This window comes from Agaribacterium haliotis (assembly GCF_002312815.1).
GTDB classification, from domain to species: Bacteria; Pseudomonadota; Gammaproteobacteria; order Pseudomonadales; family Cellvibrionaceae; genus Agaribacterium; species Agaribacterium haliotis.
Genome location: NZ_NKQJ01000001.1, coordinates 434,457 through 450,329, shown reverse-complemented (window position 1 = coordinate 450,329; position 15,873 = coordinate 434,457). Strand labels below are relative to the sequence as shown.

Here is a 15,873-nt window from a genome sequence, read left to right as displayed (position 1 = left end):
CCTAGTTGACAGTAAGGATAAATACTGATGAAACAAAGGCGAAGATTAGAGCAAAAATTTGACCAATTCGAGCGGCTCTATTGGCTCCAATACGAGCGAATTGGAGCACACTGTTTGCGTAAAGGGTACAAAAGGTTATGAGTATTGGTAATATGTAACGAAAATCGATATTAGCTGGGAAGGTCATTCTCATATAGGTGACAGCAGCCCACAATACAAAGCCAACGAGGATTATTGGTGCAAGTTGTATCACTGTTATTTGGGGTGTGTAGTAGAGCCCGATAAAAATGTATATAAGCATAAATACAAATACGGCACTTAATATAATCGCGCTATTAATACCCGCTGGATAAGGGTACTTAAATTCGCCAACTAAGCCTGTCTTGCCAAGGTAGTTCCAGAAAAATTGCCGGCCGTAGCGATCGTCGTAAGGGTCGGTGAACGGTTTGGTTATGAACACTTTTGCGTCAAACCATAAGTAGTTTGCGGCGGTGTTACCGACAATGTTGGCTTTTGATAAGCCTTCAATATCATCAATGTAGAGTTTGTCGCGCTTGCCTTCCATCTTGAGTATTAGTGCGGGGCCAACGGTAATTCCGACGCATGGTATAACTATCAGCAGCGGGATAATTGAGCGTTTGAGGTAGAGAAGCCATTGCTTTGTCTTGATCATGCGAACAAAGCCTAGTAGGCCGATAACCGCAATTAATATTTCCCCATTGGCTTTAGTGAGTGTAGTGGCGCCTGCGAGCGCTGATGCGATTATTAGATCTCTATTGCTATCGCTGTGATACCACAAATAGATGTAGTACATGGTGATTGCAAAAAGGGCGTAGAGCAGCGGGTCGTTGCCGATACGGATAGAGTGAATGATCGCGGATGGCCAGCAAGCAAGGACAAGGCTGACGATTATCAGGGTTTGGGCTTTTAGGTTGGAACCCAGCGCGCTTTTCCAGTCGTCAAAGCGGGTGCTTGTTAACCTGTCACTCTCTGGCCAAAATACTTTTTGTAGTAGCAGTAAGCCGTAGAGTAAAAACGCTGCTGAACAAAAAAGGCTGAAAAATTGTAGAACTTTTAGGCCCGCGTGTTGTGAGCCAGGTAAAACAATTTGTGTGAGTTTATAGACAATGGCGCTTGCGTAGTAATAAAGGGGGGGGTGAAAAAAAGCACCTCCTACAGCGTAGTCAACTGGTGGGAGCTTCCAGTTTTCGGCAAGGTAAGTGGTGTAGCCAAAGTGATCGCCTACATCATGGCTTCGCTCTTCGGCATCTGTTTGTGAGAGATAAAAAACTCTCAGGGCTAAGGCAAAAACTAGAATAATTAGCAGTGGGCTGGATAGTTTAAGCTTTCTTGCCCATGCGATATAAAAGACAGCAACGAAGATAAACGCGAGCAGATACATCAAGCTGACTGATGAGCTCGGCAGCTCCTTGGATATCACCAACCCCATTAAGCCGCCTCGGTCATAGTAGCTCGCTTCAATGGTGTTATCACCTTTTTTGAGGTACGGGCTTAGGTCTATCAAAAAGCCATTGCGATAATCGGAGCGGGCTTTATTTGGTATATGGTTAAGGTCTACGTCGATACCATTGATGGCCAGCTTATCTATTCTATCGTCGGGTACGATACGAAAGGTTTGCTGCCCTTGCATGCTGACATAAATGTCGCCGCGCAGTGTATAGTGGCCTGTGCCTTTGGATTGCCAAAAACCCGGAGTTGCAACGTCGATAGTTTCTTTGGCTGGCGTTACTAATTCGAAGTTAGAGTATTTGGGCTGGTTTACGTTAACCGTTGTAATAAGTGCGATGAGTGTCGTTAATAGTATGGCTGTAACGATTATTGCGGCCTTAGCTTTCGCCATGGGGGTTCTCCTTGGGGGCGACACTGGTTTTGTCTTCAAACTCTCTGCGTAAAATTGCTAGCTCCTGAGTAAGCAACTTACATTTTTCAGATAAGGATGAAATAACGATAGAAAATTGAATAAGTATGCAGAAAATGCTGATGATTAACAGCATCAGAATTGCCGTAGGGGCGTAAGCAATCCCCAATAGCGAGGCTGCAAAGTCAACTAGATCGCGGAAAACTGCGAGGACAACAAACAAGCCTGTGAACCCTAACCATACCAGTGAATATTCCACTCGGATATGTTTGCGTTTGACTAGGCGAACAACAAATAGAAAGAGCAAAACACTTAATATTATCGCAAAAATTTGCATGCGCTGAGTGGTCAGCGACGCGAAAAGCTCATTTGGATTCATCATTTTTGCGTGACCTCCAGTATGCCATGAGCATTGATATGCTCACTTTGACCATGTAGTAAATGCTTTTCCAGCTTGAAATAGATGATTCGCCGCCTTGCCGTGCTTTCATTTCTGTTGCGACTTCAGTTAGCTTGAACCCGGCTCTTGCTAACTCAATAACGGCTTCCGGTTCTGGATAGTCTGTAGGGTAATTATCAGCTAAGAACTCAATTGCGGGGCGTCCGTAAGCACGAAAACCCGAAGTGCTGTCAGTGACGCGTTGCTTTATAAGTAAACGGTTTAGCGTTTCAAAAAAGTAGATACCTAAGCGACGTATTCGAGTAGATTGAAAACCTTGGGTTTGCTCTACAAAACGCGAGCCGATACAAATATCGTAACCGTCATCTAGTTTGTGGATAAGTTTTGGGATTTCGCTGGCCATATGTTGGCCATCCCCATCAAACTGAATTGCAACGTCGAAATTAAAGCGTTTTGCGTATTTAAAGCCAGTTTGTACTGCGCCACCTATGCCTAAGTTGGCTGGTAGGTCGAGGACTTTTGCTCCTGCATTTTCTGCAAGTTGCGCAGTGTCGTCTTGAGAGCCATCGTTGATCACGACACAGAAGTAGCCCTTTTTTTGCTCATTGATAGAGTTGACAACACCCACAATGCTCGCTGCTTCATTGTATGCTGGGATAATTATTAATATTCTTTTAGCTTGCACTGTGCCTCCTTTTGAAGATCAAAACACGGCTTATAAAAAAGTTTATTATCGGCAGGCTGATAACCACAAGCAGCATGGCCCAAGTAAACGGCATTATGTGTGTCAACCACTCAATTCCCACTGCGCTTATTAACCAATTGAGCGTACCTAGGGAGGCATATTGCATGAGATTCTTTAATGTGATGCTGCTTTTGAATGTAAAAAGCGCATGGCCAACATATGAAACTATAAAGCCGCAAACAAAACCTAGTGTGTTGGCTATCTGCACACGTCCCTCGAGTAAGTGCTCGCTTAACAGAGCGACAAAGAAATGTGCACACGCAGCAAGCACGCCGACGATAACAAATTTAATAGCATTGAGAAGCATCAGCTTCGTCTCGTGTTGAAAACGGGGCGCGAATAGATCGTCGCTTGGTTCGGTATGTCCACGACTCGTAAATTCGGCTTTGAGAGAAGTGCTGGTGCATTGCTGTCAGTTGATGTTGAGCTTATCAGAATATCTTAAACTGCGTTTGAAGGAGATCTCGAAGCGGTATAGAAACAGGCCATGTTTCTTGTAATTGATGTTATGTCCCGAAATCGCAAAGGCCTAATACTCAGTCACGGCGGCGTGTACCAGAGTTAGCGTAATACCAGCAGGCGAGGATGGTAGCTTGTATCTAGGCCAAATACTAGGCAGATCCGGTTGCAATTGTGTTGTTGGGCACGAAGTAATGACTCGGCCTATTGGAGTCCTTATAATTCTGTCGCTTCTCTGTCCCTAAGAGTGGCTTAACGAGCTACTGCTTAGATTACAATCCCGCTTTTGAGGTAGTTTATGACGGTTCGCACCCGTATCGCGCCATCGCCAACTGGCGACCCGCACGTAGGCACGGCCTATATCGCACTGTTTAATCTGTGTTTTGCTCGCCAGCACGGCGGCCAGTTTATTTTGCGTATCGAAGATACCGATCAGAGCCGCTCCACCCCGGAAAGTGAGCAGGCCATTCTCGACAGCCTGCGCTGGTTGGGTCTTGACTGGGATGAAGGTCCGGATGTTGGCGGTAATTCTGGCCCCTACCGCCAGAGCGAGCGCAAAGATATCTACGGCCAATATGTACAGCAGCTACTCGACGCCGGCCACGCCTTTAAGTGCTACCGCACCGGTGAAGAGCTGGATGCTCTGCGCGCCGAGCGAAAAGAGGCGGGCATACACACGGCGCTGAAAGCTTCTGACCTTAAGCTTGACGATGCTGAATACGCTAAACGCGAAGCGGCCGGTGAGCCCTATGTGGTGCGCATGGTGGTGCCGGAAGAAGAGGGCACTTGCGCGGTAGAAGATATGCTGCGCGGCACGATGGAGCTTGACTGGACTTTGGTTGACGCTCAGATCCTAATGAAGAGCGATGGCATGCCGACTTACCACCTGGCCAATGTTGTCGATGACCACCTGATGGGTATTACCCACGTTTTGCGAGGTGAAGAGTGGATTAACTCGGCGCCCAAACACCTACTTTTATATAAGTACTTTGGCTGGCAGGCGCCGACCTTCTGCCATTTACCGCTGCTGCGCAACCCGGATAAAAGCAAGCTCAGCAAACGCAAAAACCCAACCAGTATTTTGTATTACAAGCGAATGGGTTATTTACCTGAAGCGGTGTGTAATTATCTCGGCCGTATGGGCTGGTCTATGCCCAGCGGCGAAGAGAAGTTCAGCTTGGCACAAATGCAGGCGGCGTTTGATATTCAGCGTGTTAGCCTCGGTGGGCCGATTTTTGATGTCGAAAAGTTAAGCTGGCTTAACGGCCTGTGGATACGTGAAGATTTAAGCCAGGAGCAGCTGGCCGATCGCCTGGCTGAATGGCTGCTTAATCGCGAAAATATGTTGGCGGTACTGCCCCAGGTACAGCCGCGTATGGAAACCTTTAGTGATTTTGTTCCAGCGGTGAGTTTTTTGGCCTCGGGCATGTTGCCGCTCACTGAGGCGAGTTTTGCCGAAAACAAATTAGAGCTAGAAGAGCAGAAAAAGGTACTGCAATTTGCCCTGTGGCGCCTTGAAGCGCTGCGTACTTGGCAGCGCGATCAAATTTTTGCCGAATTAAAATCGCTCGCCGATGGGCTCAATATCAAAATGAAAGATTTTCTCGCGCCGGTATTTATTGCCATTGCCGGCTCGACCTCTTCGTTTTCGGTAATGGATGGCATGAGCTTGCTCGGCGCCGACCTAAGCCGCGCCCGCCTGCGCTTTGCTGTTGAGGTATTAGGCGGTGCAGGTAAAAAGGTTCTGAAACGTTACGAGAAAGAGTATCAGGCTTTAGTTTGATTTCTGGCTAAGGCTGCTGGTTTGCGGGGCCTACTTCTCTAGCAGTTGTGGGCCCGTTTGTTGAGTGATGCTCTTAAGCGTAGCCAAGCTCCGCCATAAGCACCCGGTTTCGGCCTTGCTGTTTGGCTCGCAGTAAGGCGAGATCTGCCTGTTTTAGGGTGAATTCGAGGCTGTGCTGCGGGAAGTATTCGGCGACGCCAAAGCTTGCGCTGATGATTAAAGGTTTGTCGCCGCAGTTGAATTTGCGGGTGTTGAGCGCGAGGCGGATCTTTTCGGCTTGGCGCACGGCAGCCTCGCGTTCGCAGTCGGACATTAAAATTAAAAATTCTTCACCGCCCCAGCGCGCGACAGTGTCTTCTTCGCGCACTAGAGATTTTAATGAAAATGAAAAGTCTTTGAGCACCTGATCGCCGATATCGTGGCCAAATTCATCGTTAATGGATTTAAAGCGGTCGACATCGACAAGAATGACACAAAACGGAATGTAGTATTCTTTGTAAATATTGATTGCGTGCTGCAGGCGGTTGGTCATTTCGCGGCGGTTGACGAGCTTGGTTAAATAATCCGTGCGTGCACACTCTTTTAGCACCACTTCCATACGGCGGCGTTCGCTGACTTCTTGTTCGAGCTTGTTATGGCTGTCGCGCAGTTCGGCTGTGCGATGTTGCACCTGCTGTTCAAGCTCGTTTTGGGTCTGGCTCATATGATCTAGCAGGTAGTTAAACGCGGTGCTTAGATGGTCGAGCTCATCGCCGGTGTTTTTAACGGCGTTTTCTTTTAGCGGGGCTAAAGACGCGCAGCGCCGGTGCAGGTTGTCTATACGCGAAAGCATATTGCGCGAGAGCACATGGGCAAAGGCGTAAGCAAAGATAATTGATAGCACAAGCGAGGCGATGCCTTTGTTGCGCAAATCAACTAATTTATTAGCAAAGGTGTCGGCGCGCATATCTATACCGACCAAATACGGGCTGGTGCCGCCGGCAATCGGCGCGTAACCGGACATGAAACTGCCCCAGCGGTCGTGGGTGATTTCTTTGTCTACGCTCAGTTTACTAAAGCCACTTTGAAGTGCGGATATGTTTTCGTTGTAAATCTCACCGACTGTTGCAGGCGCTTCGATATCTGAGTCAAGCACAAAGCGCACGGTTGAGCCGTCCTGCTGCATAACGTAAATAAAGGCGATATCGCTGTTAGCTTCGGCTAAATCGCGAATTTCATTTAAATAAAATTGATAATCGGCTGAATTCCGGCCCGAACTTGCAAGAATGTTGTCGAGTTTGCTGCCGTCGAAACTCTGCGCAAGCAGCGCGGCACTGTGTTTAAGGCGCGACTGTAGGCTGTTTGTCAGCTGCGCCATGGCGCTGACAAAAAAGAACGAGCCAATAGAGCCGCTAACAAAAACAATGGCCAGAAAGTGGCTTAAAAATAACTTGGTACGAATGCTGAACTTCATCATTGAACTTCATTTGTCAGTCGAAAAGCTGCACAGTTACAGCAGGGCAACAAAAACTCGGCACGAGCCACGCTTACAACAAAGCTCCTTGTGACTCAGCGCCCGAGGTGTTAAATGGCGCCAAAAGCACTTGGGAATGAGATGCCAGGAGCGCTCAAATTACGAGATTATCGTAAATACACGGGCGAGGGTAGTTTTCGATAAGAAACTCTGATAATCGCCTGATTTACGAGCAAAAGTGCCAGTGTATAAGCTGTTTTCACCAGTTTTTCTGTTGTTGAGCCAGCCTGCAGGGAATGCGCTCAAAAAATAAAAAATTAGCAGTTGACAGAGCCTGGGCCCATCCATAGAATGCGCAGCCTCTGTTTAGGGGCCTTAGCTCAGCTGGGAGAGCGCAACACTGGCAGTGTTGAGGTCAGCGGTTCGATCCCGCTAGGCTCCACCAAACAAACAAAAAAGCCCGCATCGCAAGATGCGGGCTTTTTTGTTTGTCTGCTGATCGCCCAGCTGGATTGTTCTTGGCTTCGGTTCAAAAAATTGCCGGGAGCAATTTTAAACGTCCGAACGGGCGGCCCGAAGGGTGAAAGCCAGGAAGGCTTCCATAATCCCGCGGACAGATGCCGAATCCCCTCCAGTCTCCCTATAAAGCAAGCAAATCCACGGGCTAAGTTGTTTGTCTGTTGATCCTCTCAAAATCCTTGCTCCACGCCCCAATGCCCTATATAATCCCGCGCGCTAAAACGGCTGTGTAACGAGCGCTCAGGTCAGGTCCAGCTCAGCCAGCCCAAACTAACTAACCCGTAGCCTGATCCTGCGGCAGGTCATTTGCTCCCTCAGTAAGTGGCTGATTTTATAGGTATAACCTTATGAGCGAATCTTTCGCGGAACTCTTTGAAGAAAGCTTAAAAACAGTCGAAATGGCTCCCGGTGCAATTGTTACTGGTGTAGTTATCGACATCGACAACGACTGGGTGACGGTTCACGCTGGTCTGAAGTCTGAAGGTGTAATCCCTGCTGAGCAGTTCAAAAACGAACTCGGTGAGCTTGAGCTGGCCATCGGTGACGAAGTGCAGGTTGCCCTGGAAACCGTAGAAGACGGTTTCGGTGAGACGCGTCTGTCTCGCGAAAAAGCCAAGCGCGCTGAAGCTTGGAAAGTACTTGAAGCTGCTCACGAAGCAGAAGAAGTGGTTACCGGCGTTATTAATGGCAAGGTTAAAGGTGGTTTCACCGTCGACGTTGCTGGCATCCGCGCCTTCTTGCCTGGTTCTTTGGTTGATGTTCGCCCTCTGCGCGAAACCACTCACCTCGAAGGCAAAGAACTCGAATTTAAAGTTATCAAGCTCGACGCCAAGCGCAACAACGTTGTTGTCAGTCGTCGCGCTGTGATGGAAGCGGCCAACTCTGAAGAGCGCGAAGCGCTGCTGGCTAACCTGCAAGAAGGTCAGTCTGTTAAAGGTATTGTCAAGAACCTTACCGACTACGGTGCCTTTGTTGATCTGGGCGGCGTAGACGGCCTGCTGCACATCACCGACATGGCTTGGAAGCGCATCAAGCATCCTTCTGAGATTGTTAACGTTGGCGACGAAATCGACGTTAAAGTGCTTAAGTTCGACCGCGAGCGCAACCGCGTAAGCCTCGGCCTCAAGCAGCTGGGTGAAGATCCTTGGGCAGCGATCAAAGATCGTTACCCAGAAGGTGCCAAGACCATGGCCAAAGTTACCAACCTTACCGACTACGGCTGTTTTGCTGAAATCGAAGAGGGTGTTGAAGGTCTGGTTCACGTATCCGAAATGGATTGGACCAACAAAAACATCCACCCATCTAAGGTTGTAAACCTAGGTGATGAAGTTGAAGTAATGATCCTCGACATCGACGAAGAGCGTCGTCGTATTTCTCTGGGTATCAAGCAGTGTCACGAAAACCCATGGGATGCGTTCTCTAGCCAGTTCAACAAAGGCGACAAGATCAGCGGTAAGATCAAATCTATCACTGACTTCGGTATCTTCATTGGTCTGGACGGCGGCATCGACGGTCTGGTTCACTTGTCTGACATCAGCTGGAACGAAGCCGGTGAAGAAGCGGTTCGCAACTTCAAGAAAGGCGACGAGCTGGAAACAGTTGTACTTGCCATCGATCCAGAGCGCGAGCGCATCAGCCTCGGCATCAAGCAGCTTGAAGACGATCCATTCAGCAACTATGTAAGCACTAACGACAAAGGCGCCATTGTTAAGGGTGTTGTTGTTTCTGTTGCTGCCAAAGAAGCTGTGATCAAGCTGGCCGACGATGTTGAAGCAACTCTGAAGGCTTCTGAAATCAGCCGCGACAAGGTAGAAGATGCCTCAAACGTGCTGAAAGAAGGCGAAGAAGTTGAAGCTAAGATCACTGCTGTTGATCGCAAAAACCGTTCAATCATCTTGTCTATCAAAGCAAAAGACAGCGATGACGAGCGTGCGGCGATTAAAGAGCACAGCCAAAAGTCTGCAGAAGCTGCCCAGCCTGCAACCATTGGCGACCTGATCAAAGCTCAGATCGAAAGCCAGAAGTAACGTACAGGATGTACTAACGCCGTGGAGCACATGGATGTGCGAGAGCGGTGCTTCTTGCTTAAGAAAAAGGCGAGCCCGGCAACGGCCTCGCCTTTTTTGTGCCTGTTTTTTGAGCTTTGTTTTTAGTGGGAGTAGCAGGCCCAGGTTTTTAAACGCTTGGCTTCGATGGGCTCAGCCGCCGGGCAATGTTAAGATGGCTGCTATTTAGCTAAGCGCCCGCAAGCAGTATTGATAAGTATGAAAGTAACGTTAAAAACAGGTGAAAGTTTCGAGTGCGCTGAGAGCTCGATGCTCGACGCTGCATTGGTGGCAGGTTTGGCGCTGCCTTATAGCTGCAGGCGCGGTGACTGCGATAGCTGTGCGTGTACCTTGCTTGAAGGGCAGGCCGAGCAGCGCGATCAGTTGAAAATGCCCGGTGAATTAATACTTAGCTGTGAAGCCAGGCCGCTAACTGACTGCCGTATCGATGCAGAGCATTTGCCTGAATTGGCCGATATTAAACCAAAGCTGATGCCGGCAAAAATATCTGAGCTTAGCATTCGTACTGATGTGGCCGTGCTTAAGTTGCGCACAGCGCCCGGCTCAAGCTTGCCTTTTCTTGAGGGGCAATACCTCGATATTGTTTATGCTGGGCTTAGACGAAGTTATTCCATCGCAAGCACAGCGCATGATGCATTGATCGAGCTGCATATTAAGCGTGTTGATCAGGGTTTGATGAGCGCCAAAGTTTTTGATGAATTTAAATTGAATACTTTGCTGCGTATTAATGGGCCGTTTGGCAGCTTTTTTGTGCGCGACTCGCAAAAGCCGCTTATTTTCCTCGCTACAGGAACAGGTTTTGCGCCAGTTCAGGCGATGGTGGCAAAGTTAATTGCCGATCACAGCAAGCGCGATATTTATATCTATTGGGGCAACCGCTATCGCGCTGATTTTTACACGGAACTGCCGCTTAGCTGGGCTGCTGAGCACCCCAATATTCACTTTCGGGCTGTTATTTCCAGAGAGGCGGACACAGAGCTTGGGCAAAACACCGCTCGTTACGTGCAAGACGCCGTTATTGAAGACGGGCTGGATGTAGCCGCCTTTGATGTTTATGCCTGTGGTTCTACCGATATGATTCATTCGGCGAAAAATGCATTTGTGCAGCGGGGCTTGAATGAAGGCAGTTTTTATTCTGATGCCTTTATCGCAACATCCTAGCGATATCGGGCTCCGCGACTGTGCTTTAGGGGGCACTTGAGCGATAAGTAGAATGGTGCGCAAGTTTGAGTGTCGACTGTAGACATTATTAGATTAAAAAAGCGCAATAAAAATTAAAAACGCGCGTTAGCGTAAAGGAAAAATATGAAGGCGGTGATTCTTGCCGGTGGTTTAGGTACACGCTTAAGTGAAGAAACGGCGATAAAACCTAAACCAATGGTTGAAATTGGTGGCAAGCCGATACTCTGGCACATTATGAAGCAGTACTCCGCTCACGGTGTTAACGATTTTGTTGTGTGCTGTGGTTACAAGGGCTATGTCATCAAAGAGTATTTTGCCAATTACTTTTTGCATATGTCGGATGTGACCTTTGATATGTCTACCAACGAAATGCATGTGCACGAAAAGCGCGCAGAGCCCTGGCGTGTTACCTTGGTTGATACCGGCGAGCAATCAATGACGGGAGGCCGCCTTAAGCGTGTGCGTGAGCATCTGCGCTCCGAAGAGGCTTTTTGTTTTACCTATGGCGACGGTGTTGGCAATGTCGATATTCAGGCCCTGATTCAGTTTCACAAAAACCACGGCAAAAAAGCCACACTGACGGCGGCGTATCCACCTGGGCGCTTTGGGGCTCTGGATATCCAAAATGGCCAGGTATTAAGTTTTAAAGAAAAGCCGCGCGGCGACGGCGCGATGATAAATGCCGGTTTTTTTGTGCTCTCACCCGATGTGATTGATTTAATTGATGGCGATGACAGTATTTGGGAGCAGGAGCCCTTAAATAACTTGTCGGCACAAGGTGAGTTGATGGCCTTTGAGCACAAAGGTTTTTGGCAGCCGATGGATACGCTAAGAGACAAGGTCTATTTGGAAAAACTCTGGGCTCAAAATCAAGCACCGTGGAAGATCTGGAGCTAACAATGATCGATCGCACTTTTTGGGCGGGGAAAAAAGTCTTTTTAACCGGCCATACTGGCTTTAAAGGCAGCTGGTTGAGTCTGTGGTTGCAAAGTTTGGGGGCGCAGTTAAAAGGTTTTGCGCTGGCGCCGCCAACAAGCCCGAGTATGTTTGAGGCGTTAAATATTGCCGAGGGCATGCAGTCTCAGCTTGGTGATATTCGCGATTTAGCGTTGCTGCAAAAAGCGCTTAATGATTTTAAGCCGGAAATTGTTATCCATATGGCCGCACAGCCTCTGGTGCGCCTTTCATACGCGCAGCCAGTTGAAACATACAGTAGCAATGTGATGGGTACGGTGCATGTGCTCGAAGCCGTGCGCCAACTTGGCGGCGTAAAGGCTGTGGTAAATGTAACCAGTGACAAGTGTTACGAAAATAAAGAGTGGCCGTGGGCCTATCGCGAAAATGAGCCCAAGGGTGGTTATGACCCGTATAGCAACAGCAAAGGCTGCGCCGAGCTGGTTGCCGATGCGTACAGAAATTCCTATTTTAATCGCGAACAGTATCCGCAGCACGGCTGTGCGCTGGCCTCTGTTCGCGCTGGCAATGTAATAGGTGGCGGCGATTGGGCGGACGATCGTTTGATTCCCGATATGATTAAAGCGTTTGAAGCAAAACAATCGGTAACCATACGCAGCCCTCACGCTATTCGCCCATGGCAGCATGTGTTGGAACCGCTTTCGGGCTATTTGCTGACCGCAGAGCGTCTGTATAAAGATGGGCCTGAATTTGCCGAAGGCTGGAATTTTGGCCCGGATGACAGCGATGCAAAACCGGTAAGCTGGATTGTTGAGCGATTAACGGCGCTGTGGGGCGAGGGCGCGAGCTGGAACTTGGATGAAAAACCGCAGCCGCATGAGGCCGCGTATTTAAAGCTCGACTGCTCCAAAGCAAAAATGCGAATGCACTGGCGGCCGCGCTGGAGCCTTGAGCAGACTCTTGAGCGCATTGTTGCCTGGCACAAAGCCTATGCCCTTAGTGATGGCGGCAATAACAGCGCAGCGAATCATTCGCTGGCCGATAACAAGCAAGTAGATATGAAAGCCTATAGCCTGAGTGAAATTGACGACTATATGGCGACACCAATACGAGAATAAAAGATGAACAAAGAACAAATTCGCAGCGAGATCGCTAAGCTTGTTGCGCAGTATTCAGAACTGGAAGACAGCCCCAAGCTTTTTGTTGGTGGTGAAACGCCAGTACCACCTTCAGGCAAGGTAGTTGGCTGTAAAGAGCGCCAGTTAATGGTTGAGGCTTCTCTTGATGCGTGGCTGACCACCGGGCGTTTTAACGATCAGTTCGAGCAGCGCCTCGCCGATTACATTGGTGTGCCGCATGTGCTGACAACCGTTTCTGGCTCATCGGCAAATTTATTGGCTTTGGCTGCGCTGACCTCACCCAAACTTGGCGACAGGTGCCTCAAGCCCGGCGATGAGATGATTACCGTTGCCGCAGGTTTTCCGACAACGGTGAACCCCGCGATTCAATATGGCTTGGTGCCGGTATTTGTAGATGTGCACATTCCCAGCTACAACATCGACCCGGCATTAATTGAAGCGGCCATTAGCGATAAAACCAAAGTAATTATGATTGCCCATACGCTTGGCAACCCTTTTGATTTAAAAGAAGTGCGCCGCATTGCCGATAAATACAACTTGTGGTTAATCGAAGATTGCTGTGATGCACTCGGTTCACGCTACGACGGTAAAAACGTTGGCACCTTTGGTGATATTGGCACCGTTAGTTTTTATCCGGCCCACCATATTACCATGGGCGAGGGCGGTGCCGTGTTTACCGCTTCTAAAGAGTTGCACACAATTATTGAATCGTTTCGGGATTGGGGTCGCGATTGTTATTGCGCGCCGGGCTGTGACGATACCTGTGGCAAGCGTTTTGATCAGCAGCTCGGTTCACTGCCGCACGGCTACGACCACAAATACACCTATTCGCACGTCGGTTTTAATATGAAGATTACCGATATGCAAGCCGCTTGTGCGTTGGCGCAGATGGACAGGCTCGATGATTTTGTGCAAAAGCGCAAAGAAAATTTTCAGCTGTTAAAAGACTTGTTGCAAAGCTGCAGTGAGTTTATTGAATTGCCCGAGGCCACCCTTAACTCCGACCCGTCCTGGTTTGGTTTCCCGATTACTTTAAAAGAAAGTGCCGGGGTAAGCCGGGTGGATTTATTAAAATTTCTCGACGGTGAAAAAATAGGTACACGCCTATTGTTTGCCGGCAACTTAACGCGCCAGCCCTATTTTGAACAAGTGAACTATCGCATAAGTGGTGAACTGAGCAATACCGATAGGGTGATGAATCAAACATTTTGGCTTGGTATTTACCCCGGCTTAAGCAAAGAGCAGCTTGAGTTTGTTGCTGCGAAATTTGAAGAGTTTTTTGGTTTGGGTTTTTAATGTCGGCGCCGATACTTATTACCGGCGCATCCGGCTTTATTGGTGAGCGACTGGCAAGGCTTTTTTTAAACTCTGGCCGGCAAGTTATTTCTTGGGGGCGAAGCCGCCCGGATATTGACTGTGTGCATATCGATAGTGCTGGTCTTTCGGAAGCAGCTGGTTCAGCAGCAGGCCTAAACGGCTTAACAGCGGTGTTTGACAGCTATAAACCATCGCTGGTGATCAATGCGGTTGCTAGCTTTGACAACGGCGATATTTCTGCGCTCACTGAAGTTAATTTTGAGCTGCCTTTAAATTTGCTTGAACGATGTGCCGAGCATGGCAGCCAATTTATTCAATTGGGTAGTTATTGGCAGTTAGGCAATGCGGGTAAAGCAGGTGCGCCGATTGATCTGTATTCAGCAACAAAAGCGGCGTTGTTGCCGCTAATGCAGCACTACGCGCTTTACCGTGGTGTCAGTTGTTTAAACTGTATTTTATACGGTACCTATGGCGAAGGTGATAAGCGCGGTAAAGTGTTAGATTTAATTATTAACGCCGCGCAAAAGGGCGAGCCGCTTAAGTTAAGTGCTGGTGATCAGCGCTTAAACCTTACAGATATTGATGATCTACTACATTCCATTCAGGTTTTGAGTAAATCAATGCCTAAGGGCTACAGCGAGGCTTACCTATATGCCAAGCATGACTATTCGATCAAAGAGCTTGTTTCGTTGGTTCAAGCCGAGAAAAATTTTGAAGCGGTATTCGGGGCAAAAAACCTAAGGGCGGTTGAGCTTAGCCAGCCTTTATACCCCGCCGCATCTTCACTTATCGAAACAACCACGGTGAAAGACTATATAAAATCAAGATTGGGGCAAAACAATTGAGTGGTTCAACACCTGAAAAAGCTCTATTGCAGATTTTAATTCCAACTTATGCCAGGGCCGAGCTGCTTGAGCAGAATTTAAATTCGCTTGCAGAGTTATTAATTAAGTTGCAGGCGTGTGACGATGTAGCCTTGTTAATCTCCAATAACGCAAGCCCAGATCACACGGCAGAAGTAATAAATACGTTTTCGGCTCAAGCGCCGATGCCGCTACAGTGTATAGAGCAGTCAACTAATATTGGCCTTGAGCCCAACGCGCTCGCGTGTTTACAGGCGGCAACTGCGCCCTATGTTATGTTTCTGGGCGACGACGACTTTTTGTCTGAAGGATATTTGAAGCAAGTGCTGGCTCACGTTCGTGCAGGCAGGCAAGAGTGCTTGTGCCCGTCATTTCGCGAATGTGATATTGACGGTGTGCCGTTTAGCCGCGCGCGCGATGAAGGTTTGGGCGAGAAAGACTTTAAGCCAGGTTTCAAAGCGCTTTGGTGGCTGGCCTGGCGTTCACATCAGATGAGCGGTTTGTGTTTTGTGCGTGCGGGTGTCTATGAAACTTATCGGCAGGCCGGCTGTGCAAATCTCTACCCTTTTGTTTTTTTTGTAATCTTTAGTGCATTGAATCGTGGCGGGCGCTTGTTGCCGCAATATCCGCTTAGGGTGACCTCGATAGGCCAGCAAAGTAAAGACTGGAGCTACGGCGATGACGGTTTGATTGATGACTTTTTGCAAAACTACAAAAAGCTGCCAGGCTTAGCCTTCTGGGCCAGAGTGGCGCTGGAGTTTCAATTTCTTCGGGGGCAGCGCTGGCGCTACAAAGAGCTGATGATCAAAAATCCAGGCAAGTTTTTGGCGATTGTTTGGCGACTGCAAAATGCCTCTTGGGTGGTTAAGAGCTACTTGTTTATTTATGCGCCGCTTAAGGCCGGCCGCGAGTCTTTAAAGCGCTCTAGCAGTAGGTCTAATGGTGGCTCTAATAAGAAGAGCGCTTAGGCTGGCTTCTGGCGAGCATATTTGTGTGGCGGCAATGCGTGCTCAGCAGGCAAATCTGAGGCTAAAGTTTGAGCAAAGCGGGGCCGGGGCCTATCAGATTGCCCTACTAATCTACGCTATTTGTACGAATAAAAAGAAAAAGCCTTGAATAACAATAAGTTGCAGGTCTAAACTTAGCTTTGTCT

At 48.5% G+C, this 15,873-nt stretch carries 13 protein-coding genes and 1 tRNA gene; 9 read left to right on the top strand and 5 right to left on the bottom strand.

All coding sequences use genetic code 11. The features are described 5' to 3' along the window. Position 1: 1 nt before the first annotated feature. The 4 genes from CFK45_RS02015 to CFK45_RS18860 are packed head-to-tail and all read right to left on the bottom strand — an operon-like array spanning position 2 to position 3,331. A complete protein-coding gene (locus CFK45_RS02015; RefSeq protein WP_096084718.1) occupies positions 2 to 1,861 on the bottom strand; it encodes an ArnT family glycosyltransferase in 1,860 nt (619 codons plus the stop codon). Continuing rightward, a complete protein-coding gene (locus CFK45_RS02010; protein WP_096084717.1) occupies positions 1,848 to 2,261 on the bottom strand; it encodes a DUF2304 domain-containing protein in 414 nt (137 codons plus the stop codon). The genes CFK45_RS02015 and CFK45_RS02010 overlap by 14 nt, the downstream gene beginning before the upstream one ends. After that, positions 2,245 to 2,964 (bottom strand): glycosyltransferase family 2 protein, encoded by a 720-nt coding sequence (locus tag CFK45_RS02005; protein WP_096084716.1) that lies wholly within the window; start codon positions 2,962 to 2,964, stop codon positions 2,245 to 2,247. The genes CFK45_RS02010 and CFK45_RS02005 overlap by 17 nt, the downstream gene beginning before the upstream one ends. Further along, complete coding sequence (locus tag CFK45_RS18860) at positions 2,954 to 3,331, bottom strand: GtrA family protein (protein WP_096084715.1); 378 nt, start codon at positions 3,329 to 3,331, stop codon at positions 2,954 to 2,956. The genes CFK45_RS02005 and CFK45_RS18860 overlap by 11 nt, the downstream gene beginning before the upstream one ends. A 450-nt stretch (positions 3,332 to 3,781) precedes the next feature. Between CFK45_RS18860 and gltX the strand changes: the two genes are divergently transcribed. Beyond that, complete coding sequence (gene gltX, locus CFK45_RS01995) at positions 3,782 to 5,266, top strand: glutamate--tRNA ligase (protein ID WP_096084714.1); 1,485 nt, start codon at positions 3,782 to 3,784, stop codon at positions 5,264 to 5,266. Positions 5,267 to 5,339: 73 nt separating this feature from the next. On the opposite strand, the gene CFK45_RS01990 is transcribed toward gltX, so the two are convergent. Next, positions 5,340 to 6,722: a GGDEF domain-containing protein gene (locus CFK45_RS01990; protein WP_096084713.1), complete on the bottom strand. Its 1,383-nt coding sequence runs from the start codon at positions 6,720 to 6,722 to the stop codon at positions 5,340 to 5,342. 366 nt (positions 6,723 to 7,088) lie between these two features. Between CFK45_RS01990 and CFK45_RS01980 the strand changes: the two genes are divergently transcribed. The 8 genes from CFK45_RS01980 to CFK45_RS01945 all read left to right on the top strand — a co-directional run bounded on the left by CFK45_RS01980 (position 7,089) and on the right by CFK45_RS01945 (position 15,688). Then, positions 7,089 to 7,164, top strand: a tRNA-Ala gene (locus CFK45_RS01980). A 421-nt stretch (positions 7,165 to 7,585) separates the two neighbouring features. Further along, on the top strand, positions 7,586 to 9,265 hold the full coding sequence (gene rpsA, locus CFK45_RS01975) for a 30S ribosomal protein S1 (RefSeq protein ID WP_096084711.1): 1,680 nt from the start codon (positions 7,586 to 7,588) through the stop codon (positions 9,263 to 9,265). 237 nt (positions 9,266 to 9,502) lie between these two features. Beyond that, a complete protein-coding gene (locus CFK45_RS01970; RefSeq protein WP_096084710.1) occupies positions 9,503 to 10,465 on the top strand; it encodes an FAD-binding oxidoreductase in 963 nt (320 codons plus the stop codon). A gap of 144 nt (positions 10,466 to 10,609) precedes the next feature. Further along, complete coding sequence (gene rfbF, locus CFK45_RS01965) at positions 10,610 to 11,383, top strand: glucose-1-phosphate cytidylyltransferase (RefSeq protein WP_096084709.1); 774 nt, start codon at positions 10,610 to 10,612, stop codon at positions 11,381 to 11,383. A gap of 2 nt (positions 11,384 to 11,385) precedes the next feature. Next, positions 11,386 to 12,519 (top strand): CDP-glucose 4,6-dehydratase, encoded by a 1,134-nt coding sequence (rfbG, locus tag CFK45_RS01960; protein ID WP_096084708.1) that lies wholly within the window; start codon positions 11,386 to 11,388, stop codon positions 12,517 to 12,519. Positions 12,520 to 12,522: 3 nt separating this feature from the next. Further along, positions 12,523 to 13,836: a lipopolysaccharide biosynthesis protein RfbH gene (rfbH, locus tag CFK45_RS01955; protein WP_096084707.1), complete on the top strand. Its 1,314-nt coding sequence runs from the start codon at positions 12,523 to 12,525 to the stop codon at positions 13,834 to 13,836. Continuing rightward, a complete protein-coding gene (locus CFK45_RS01950) occupies positions 13,836 to 14,702 on the top strand; it encodes an NAD-dependent epimerase/dehydratase family protein (protein WP_096084706.1) in 867 nt (288 codons plus the stop codon). The genes rfbH and CFK45_RS01950 overlap by 1 nt, the downstream gene beginning before the upstream one ends. Beyond that, the gene (locus CFK45_RS01945) at positions 14,699 to 15,688 is read left to right on the top strand and encodes a glycosyltransferase family 2 protein (protein ID WP_158224572.1); all 990 of its coding nucleotides are present in this window, start codon (positions 14,699 to 14,701) and stop codon (positions 15,686 to 15,688) included. The genes CFK45_RS01950 and CFK45_RS01945 overlap by 4 nt, the downstream gene beginning before the upstream one ends. Positions 15,689 to 15,873: the final 185 nt, after the last annotated feature.

Bases quoted from the DNA above. Each gene is read 5' to 3' on its own strand.
- rfbH (WP_096084707.1), top strand. From the start codon at position 12,523: ATGAACAAAGAACAAATTCGCAGCGAGATCGCTAAGCTTGTTGCGCAG.
- gltX (WP_096084714.1), top strand. From the start codon at position 3,782: ATGACGGTTCGCACCCGTATCGCGCCATCGCCAACTGGCGACCCGCAC.
- CFK45_RS01990 (WP_096084713.1), bottom strand. From the start codon at position 6,722: ATGATGAAGTTCAGCATTCGTACCAAGTTATTTTTAAGCCACTTTCTG.
- rpsA (WP_096084711.1), top strand. From the start codon at position 7,586: ATGAGCGAATCTTTCGCGGAACTCTTTGAAGAAAGCTTAAAAACAGTC.
- CFK45_RS02015 (WP_096084718.1), bottom strand. From the start codon at position 1,861: ATGGCGAAAGCTAAGGCCGCAATAATCGTTACAGCCATACTATTAACG.
- CFK45_RS18860 (WP_096084715.1), bottom strand. From the start codon at position 3,331: ATGCTTCTCAATGCTATTAAATTTGTTATCGTCGGCGTGCTTGCTGCG.
- CFK45_RS01950 (WP_096084706.1), top strand. From the start codon at position 13,836: ATGTCGGCGCCGATACTTATTACCGGCGCATCCGGCTTTATTGGTGAG.
- CFK45_RS01970 (WP_096084710.1), top strand. From the start codon at position 9,503: ATGAAAGTAACGTTAAAAACAGGTGAAAGTTTCGAGTGCGCTGAGAGC.
- CFK45_RS02010 (WP_096084717.1), bottom strand. From the start codon at position 2,261: ATGATGAATCCAAATGAGCTTTTCGCGTCGCTGACCACTCAGCGCATG.
- rfbF (WP_096084709.1), top strand. From the start codon at position 10,610: ATGAAGGCGGTGATTCTTGCCGGTGGTTTAGGTACACGCTTAAGTGAA.
- rfbG (WP_096084708.1), top strand. From the start codon at position 11,386: ATGATCGATCGCACTTTTTGGGCGGGGAAAAAAGTCTTTTTAACCGGC.